The organism is Aminobacter sp. P4_H6_2 (assembly GCF_056400805.1).
In genome coordinates this window covers 1-6,876 of sequence record NZ_JBFUKO010000289.1, presented here as the reverse complement: position 1 = coordinate 6,876, position 6,876 = coordinate 1, and the positions used below count along the sequence as shown (strand labels likewise).

The window sequence follows — 6,876 nt, the reverse complement described above, 5'->3', positions numbered from 1 at the left end:
GGTCGAAAGAGCCATCAACGAGCCCAGTGCCCTCGACATCTGAGGCAGCGGTTTGGCTGTCTCTCAGGTGCTGTACCGACGCTGTCGGCGTCGAGCCTTTCCGGCAATGCCCAAAGTCAGGAAATCATCCATGGAATCCGCCGCACTCATCCATCTTGAAGATCGCGTGAAATCGGTCAAACGGGCCAAGACCCGCTTTTTCCGCAATCCGGGTGTTCGGGCGGAGTCCTTGCTGGAGGCGGCGCTGGAATGCTTCGCAGAGGAAGATTACGAGAGCGTCACGATCCCGCTTATCGCCAAGAAGTTGGGTGTCGCTCACTCGCTTATCTATTATTACTTCAAGAACAAGGACTCGCTGTATCAGTCCTCTGTGCTTCATGCGCTTGACCGGCTGATGACCAATTATGGCGAGGTCGTCGCTCGACATGAAAGCCCGGCCGAATTGCTGAGCGCTTACCTGGACCTCAATGTCGAGATGTCGGAGACGCTGCGCAGCCTCGTGCGCATCATGTTCGTCAACGCCGGTGGCGCCAAGGACGCGGGTCCCAAGTTCATCGATAGCTTCGTCGAGGACTTCTATGAGTCCGAAAAGCGGGTTCTTGCGGATTGCATCCGTCAGGGCGTCGAGGTTGGCATGTTTGCCTGCCCGGACCCCGATGAGATGGCGGCATTCATCTCGCGCAATATCGACGGCATCTACTTCGGCAGCTTCATGCCGCACGGCGCGCCGATCCCGGCTGCGATGCGTTACCTCAAGGAGGTCGTCTGGGGACTGCTGCACTATGCCGGCGACCCCTCCGCCAAAAGCCCTTCCACTATCAAGAACGGGAGATAGCCATGTGCCAGGTATGCGGCTGCGGGCCTGAGAACATTCGATTTGATGGCAAAGGCGATGCTGGGGGCGGCGATCACGAGCATGCGCATAGCCATCACCACCATGGCGATGTGCATCATCACCACGATCATGAGGACGGCCATCACCATCATCACGGCCATGACCAACCTCATCATCACGCGGACGAGAATCCCGCTGCGGGCATCCGGCCCGTCGACCTGCATTTCGGCAAGGATGCCGCCAAGACTCACGTGCCGGGCATGAGCCAGAAACGGCTGGTGCAGATCGAGCAGGAGATCCTGGCCAAGAACAGCATGTTCGCCGACGATGTGCGCGACGAACTGTGCGCCCATGGCGTGCTTGCGCTCAACCTGATCGCCAGCCCCGGAGCAGGCAAGACCACCTTGCTGGTCGAGACCTTGCAGCGGTTGAAGGGAAGCTTCCCGACCTGGGTGATCGAAGGCGATCAGGAGACGACTAACGACGCTGACCGCATCCGTGCGACGGATACTCAGGCCGTGCAGATCAATACCGGCAAGGGCTGCCATCTCGACGCTGACATGATCCAGCGCGCGCTAGCATCGCTTTCGCTGAAGCAGGGCGGGGTACTGTTCATCGAAAATGTCGGCAATCTGGCGTGCCCGGCCGGCTTTGATCTCGGCGAAGCCCACAAGGTGGTGATCTTGTCGGTGACCGAAGGCGACGACAAGCCGGTCAAATATCCCGAGGCCTTCGCTGYGGCCGACCTTCTGGTCATCTCGAAGTCGGACCTTGCGCCTTATTGCGATTTCGACATCGCGGCCTGTGTTGGCCGCGCCCGTGAAATCAACCCGACAATCGAAACCATCGTCGTTTCCGCCCGCGACGGCACGGGCATGACGGACTGGCTGGACTGGATCGTCCGCGCCCGCCAGCAGCAATTGCAAGACCTCGCGCGAGCGCTGCAGGCACGGGTCGAATCCATCCGCAACACGTTGCACGCGTGAGGTGGCGCCATGCACGAACTCACGATCGCCTCAAGCCTGATCGATCTCGCCAGCGATCACGCGTCGCGTAACGGCCGCGCCCGTGTCACTGGTATGCATGTGCGTCTAGGCGTCATGTGCGGCATCGCCCGCTCGCTTTATTTCTGCTTTGGCCCGGCGACGCGCGGCACGCTTTGCGAAGGCGCCAAGCTGCACATCGAAGAAGTGCCGCTGACCATATTCTGCGAACACTGTGCTGAGGCGCGTTCGCCGCTCTCTCTTTCCAATCTTCGCTGCCCCGACTGCGGGAGGCCTTCACGCAAGGTGCTGTCCGGGCGCGAGATGGAACTGACCCACATCGAGCTTGAGGAAGAAGCTCCATTTCCGGCGTTGGCCCCGGTTGGGCAAACACTTCAGTAGTTATCTGTTGGGAGGAACAGCATGCTTGATCGAAAAGCAGACATAGCCAAGTGGCAGTTCACGCCACATCAACATCGTGGCCCCGCCGAGCAGTTCGGCGAGAACGATCACATCTACTCTCCGAAGCTGCACAACGGCTCGTTCAAATCCAGGGGGCTCGCCACCTTCATGGGCGCGCCCTATTGCCCGCCGGATCGTCACAAGATCCGGGAAATGGGTGCGAAAATCTGCTTCCTGGCGGTGCCGTGGGACCAGGGCCAGATCGTGCGCGCCGGCGCCTCGCAAGGTGCCTCGGGGCTACGTGAAGCCACGACGCAATATTTCCCCTACATGTTCGAATATGACGTCGACCTGCTGAGCTATTTCCGCATCGTCGACTGCGGCGATGTGCCGACGGTGCCCGGCAACAACATCAAGTCGCAGGAATATACCACCGACTACGTCACCGAATGCCTCGAAGGCGGCGCCAAGKTGATCCTGTTTGGCGGCGACCATTCCTTGCCGATCCCTGGCGCYAAGGCGCTGTCGCGTTTTACCGGCGCCGGCAAGATGGGCTATCTGCATGTCGACAGCCATCTCGACGCCGGACCCGACTGGGCCGGCAACCTGATCACCAACTGCTCCGGTGCGCCGCGCGCGCTCGACCTGCCCAATTGCAACGCCCGGAACATGGCGCATATGGGCTCGCGCAACGGCCTCAATCCCAAGGATTGGTGGGATTTCTACGTCGACAACGAAATCCGTGTCGTCACCATGCCCGAGATGATCGAGCGCGGGCTTGAAGTGTGCGCCAACGAGATCTTCGAACGGGTGAAGAAGGACGCCGACACGCTCTACTTCACCTGGGATACGGACTCGATCGACATGAGCTGCATGCCCGGCTCGACCTCGCCGGAATGCTACGGCCTGAAGGGGCGGGAAGCGATCCAGTTCGCGCGGATCGCTGGCCGGCATGGCTGCGACATTCTCGATGTCGTCGAGCTCTGCCCCTACTTCGACTCCAGCCAGATCAGCGCCAAGATGACGGTCAACATGATCTACCACTATCTCGGCTCACGCGCCCAGACTCTGCGCCAGCAGGGTAAGCAACCGTAAGAATTCTTGAGGAGGAGATACAGTCATGAACCCAGCAAAATCCTATGCCCATCTGTTTTCGCCGCTTGGCGGCGATGCGGGCGACAACTACCGGGCACCTGGCCTGATCACGTTCCTGCGTTCAGCCCACGTCCCGTTGAACGCCGAAGCACTCAAGGCCTGCGGCGCCAAATATGCCTTCGTTGGCGTGCCGTTCGATGAGGGCAATGTCGGCAAGCCCGGATCGGAGGACGGCCCGCGCGAATTCCGCCTCGTCTCGCAGGAGTATTTCTCCTACTGGTTCGAATATAATGTCGACCTGCACGGTGCCGCTGTCGATTGCGGCGACGTTTCGATGCCGAAGGTCAGCCCCGAAGTGGCCCACGAGCGCATTTATCGTGCGGTCCGCGAAGTGCTGAAATCCGGGCTGACGCCGATCATCTGCGGTGGCGACCGCTCGATCTCGATCGCTGCGGCGCGCGCGCTTTCCGACCATATCGGGGCGCAAAAGAAGATGGGCTACATGCATTTCAGCGCCCAGCTCGACATGGCCGACAGCTGGGCTGGCGAGCGCAATCTCGCCCCTTGCGCCATGGCCCGCATCACCGAGTTGCCCAATCTCGACATCAAAAATGTCGCGCATCTGGGCGCTCGCAACGCCATGAACCCAAAGGACCATATCGATCTGTCGAAGGAGAGGGGGCTTCAGTTCGACTCGATGTTCGACCTGTTCGATGGCGGCATCTACCCGCTTGTCGAGCGCTCGATCGAGCGGGTCTGGGGCAACACCGACGCGCAATATCTGAGCTTCAATTTCAACGTCATGGATTCGTCGGCTGCACCCGGCGTCACCTCGACGGAGCCGGGCGGCATCGAGTCGCGCGAGATGATGCGCATCGCCGACATGATCGCCAAGCGCGGCAGTGTCAGTGTCATCGACCTCACCGAGCTTTGCCCGATCTTCGACATCAGCGGCACGGCGGCCCGCCTGGCTGCGTGTGTCATCATGCGGTTGATGGCCTCGTTGGCGGCACAAAATGGCGACGTCATCGACGCCAATCTGCGCCGCACCGATCTGGTCGCCGCCGAGTAACAGACAACCACTTGGATAAGGCCGGCTGCGGCCGGCCACAGGAGTTGATGGTGAACACGACAACGAACACGAAGAAGATGACGCGGTTCGCTGCAGCGGTTGCTGTTGCTTATGCCGCCTCGACGATGCCGAGCTATGCCCATTTTCTGCCCGAGGCCGGTGGCCTAGGAGCCGGACTGTCCCACCCTTTGTCAGGACTTGACCATATCCTGGCCATGGCCGGGGTGGGCATCTGGGCCGGGCAGAATGCCGACAACGAGCCGGTGTTCCGCTGGCTGCCGCTCGGCTTCGTCATCGGCATGATCGCCGGTGCGGTGTTTGGCATGAGTGGGCTTTCGCTTCCCTTCGTCGAGCTGGGCATTGCCGGGTCGGTGGTGTTGCTGGGCGCGATCGTTGCGCTGGGCAGCAAGGTGCCATTCGCAGCGGCCTTTGCGATGACGTTCGCGTTTGGCGGCCTGCATGGTTTTGCCCATGGCCAGGAATTGCCTATCGCCAGCAATGCCTTCCTGTACGGGCTGGGCTTTGTCGCTTCGACAGTGGTCCTGCATGCGATGGGCTTTTCCCTTGCAACCATTGTCGCGCGCCAATCCTGGCGCACAGCGCTCAAGATGGGCGGTGGTGGCATCGCCGCTGCAGGCGTGGTCCTGGCTGCCGGCCTGGCCGGCTGATCGGCGGAGTCCCGCTCCGCCTGGCCTGAGCGTTGGAGGGCGCTCAGGCCGATCGCCTGCCCAAACTCCTTAAAATCTGTCGCGGGTCCTGCTCACGAACGAAAGACGTTCCTGGTGCGCTTTGACCCGCGCCAGCACGAAACCTGTTTGCCAAAATTACCGGAGGATACAATGACTTTGAGCTGGCGCTTCACCGCCCTCGGCGACCGCCACCGCGCACTGGGTTCCAATCTCGAGGATTGGAGCGGCATGGGCACCGCCTGGACCTACGACGCGGACCCTTTCGACCAGCACATCGCGATCCGCACCAAGGCCGGCCTGATGGACGTGTCGGGCCTTCGCAAGACGCACCTGATCGGCCCGCACGCAATCGCCATCCTGGAGTACATCACGACCCGCAGCATAGCCAAGATCCAGCCGGGCCGTTCGGTTTATGCAACCATGCTCAACGAGCGCGGCCATCTGACCGATGATTGCGTGATCTATCGCAATGGGCCCAATTCCTGGATGCTGGTTTCCGGCACCGGCACCGCGCATGAAGAGATCGTCAAGCAGGCGGCGGGCCGCAATTGTGCCGTGCTGTTCGACGACGACCTGCACGACCTTTCGCTGCAAGGGCCGGTCGCCGTCGACTTCCTCGCCAGGCATGTGCCCGGCATCCGCGACCTCAACTACTTCCACCACATCCACACCACGCTGTTCGGAGCGCCGGTGACGATTTCGCGGACGGGCTACACCGGCGAACGCGGCTACGAACTCTTCGTGCGCGGCCAGGACGCGCGGCTTGTCTGGGACACGATCCTTTCCGAAGGCAAGGAGATGGGCATCATTCCGTGCTGCTTCAGCACGCTCGACCTGCTGCGTGTCGAGAGCTATTTGCTGTTTTACCCCTATGACAATTCGCAGATGTATCCGATCCCGGGCCAGCCCGTCGGCGATAGCCTGTGGGAGCTTGGGCTCGATTTCACGGTTTCGCCTGGCAAGACCGGCTTCCGTGGTGCCGAGGAGCACTATCGCCAGAAAGGCCAGGAGCGCTTCAAAATCTTCGGCATGCTGATCGAAGGCGACAAGATGGCCGATCTCGGTGACGAGGTCTGGGCCGACGGTAACAAGGTCGGCGTCATCACCTGTCCGTCCTATTCGAAGCTGACCAAACGCTCGATGGCGATTGCTCGTCTCGACGGGCCTTATGCCAAGCAAGGCGTGAGGCTGGAGGTGCGGGGCAGGTCGCTGAGAGCCAACGCGATCGCCCACACGCTGACCTTCGATGATCCCGAAAAGAAGAAGCGGACGTCAAAGGGCTGACGTCCGGTACAGCCGCGGCCTGAGTGTCCCCGCCGGTATCGCGCGGGGAAACCGGCGGGGCGCCGCGAAAGTGGCATCGATGCAGGCCGATGGGCTGTCATCTTTTTGCTGCGTCTGTCTCAAAATCCTGATACGAACCGAACCGGCCTCACTGTCGGGCCATGCACATTGCTAGAGTTACAAGGAATAAGCATATGGCGACTGGAACCGTGAAGTGGTTCAACAGCACTAAGGGATTTGGGTTCATTCAGCCGGATGATGGTGGTCAGGACGTTTTCGTTCACATCTCCGCTGTTGAACGCGCTGGACTCTCGACCCTCGCTGATGGCCAGAAGGTCAATTTCGAGATCGAGCAGGACCGCCGCACCGGCAAGTCCTCTGCTGGCAATCTCAGCAAAGCCTGATTTTTCTCGCGCACCCTGGCAGCCGGAGGCGCGCGGCAAGTCTCGACTGTACTGACGTCCGCTCCAGTGAGCGCGCGAGAAACATGGTTTGATCCGGAGACCTGGGCAGCAA

General features: G+C 61.0%; 8 protein-coding genes and 1 pseudogene. All 9 read left to right on the top strand.

The genetic code is table 11. The features are described from left to right. Positions 1-130: 130 nt before the first annotated feature. The 9 genes and pseudogenes from AC1DUU_RS19325 (at position 131) to AC1DUU_RS19285 (ending at position 6,764) form a co-directional block, all read left to right on the top strand. The gene (locus AC1DUU_RS19325; RefSeq protein WP_476785019.1) at positions 131-835 is read left to right on the top strand and encodes a TetR/AcrR family transcriptional regulator; all 705 of its coding nucleotides are present in this window, start codon (positions 131-133) and stop codon (positions 833-835) included. Between the two features lie 2 nt (positions 836-837). Then, positions 838-1,053 (top strand): annotated as a pseudogene (locus tag AC1DUU_RS19320) (hydrogenase nickel incorporation protein HypB); the annotation flags it as partial. Between the two features lie 96 nt (positions 1,054-1,149). After that, positions 1,150-1,821 (top strand): hydrogenase nickel incorporation protein HypB, encoded by a 672-nt coding sequence (hypB, locus tag AC1DUU_RS19315; protein WP_476785020.1) that lies wholly within the window; start codon positions 1,150-1,152, stop codon positions 1,819-1,821. A gap of 9 nt (positions 1,822-1,830) precedes the next feature. Further along, positions 1,831-2,220, top strand: coding sequence for a hydrogenase maturation nickel metallochaperone HypA (hypA, locus tag AC1DUU_RS19310; RefSeq protein ID WP_476785018.1), 390 nt, complete (start codon positions 1,831-1,833; stop codon positions 2,218-2,220). Positions 2,221-2,241: 21 nt separating this feature from the next. Further along, positions 2,242-3,315 (top strand): agmatinase family protein, encoded by a 1,074-nt coding sequence (locus AC1DUU_RS19305; protein WP_476785017.1) that lies wholly within the window; start codon positions 2,242-2,244, stop codon positions 3,313-3,315. A 25-nt stretch (positions 3,316-3,340) separates the two neighbouring features. Then, complete coding sequence (locus AC1DUU_RS19300) at positions 3,341-4,387, top strand: arginase family protein (protein ID WP_476785016.1); 1,047 nt, start codon at positions 3,341-3,343, stop codon at positions 4,385-4,387. Positions 4,388-4,434: 47 nt separating this feature from the next. Beyond that, positions 4,435-5,055, top strand: coding sequence for a HupE/UreJ family protein (locus tag AC1DUU_RS19295; RefSeq protein WP_476785015.1), 621 nt, complete (start codon positions 4,435-4,437; stop codon positions 5,053-5,055). Between the two features lie 171 nt (positions 5,056-5,226). Continuing rightward, positions 5,227-6,360 carry an aminomethyl transferase family protein gene (locus AC1DUU_RS19290; RefSeq protein WP_476785014.1) on the top strand — a complete coding sequence of 378 codons (1,134 nt, stop codon included), beginning with the start codon at positions 5,227-5,229 and terminating at the stop codon, positions 6,358-6,360. A 194-nt stretch (positions 6,361-6,554) separates the two neighbouring features. After that, positions 6,555-6,764 carry a cold-shock protein gene (locus tag AC1DUU_RS19285; protein ID WP_476785013.1) on the top strand — a complete coding sequence of 70 codons (210 nt, stop codon included), beginning with the start codon at positions 6,555-6,557 and terminating at the stop codon, positions 6,762-6,764. The last annotated feature ends 112 nt before the right edge of the window (positions 6,765-6,876 follow it).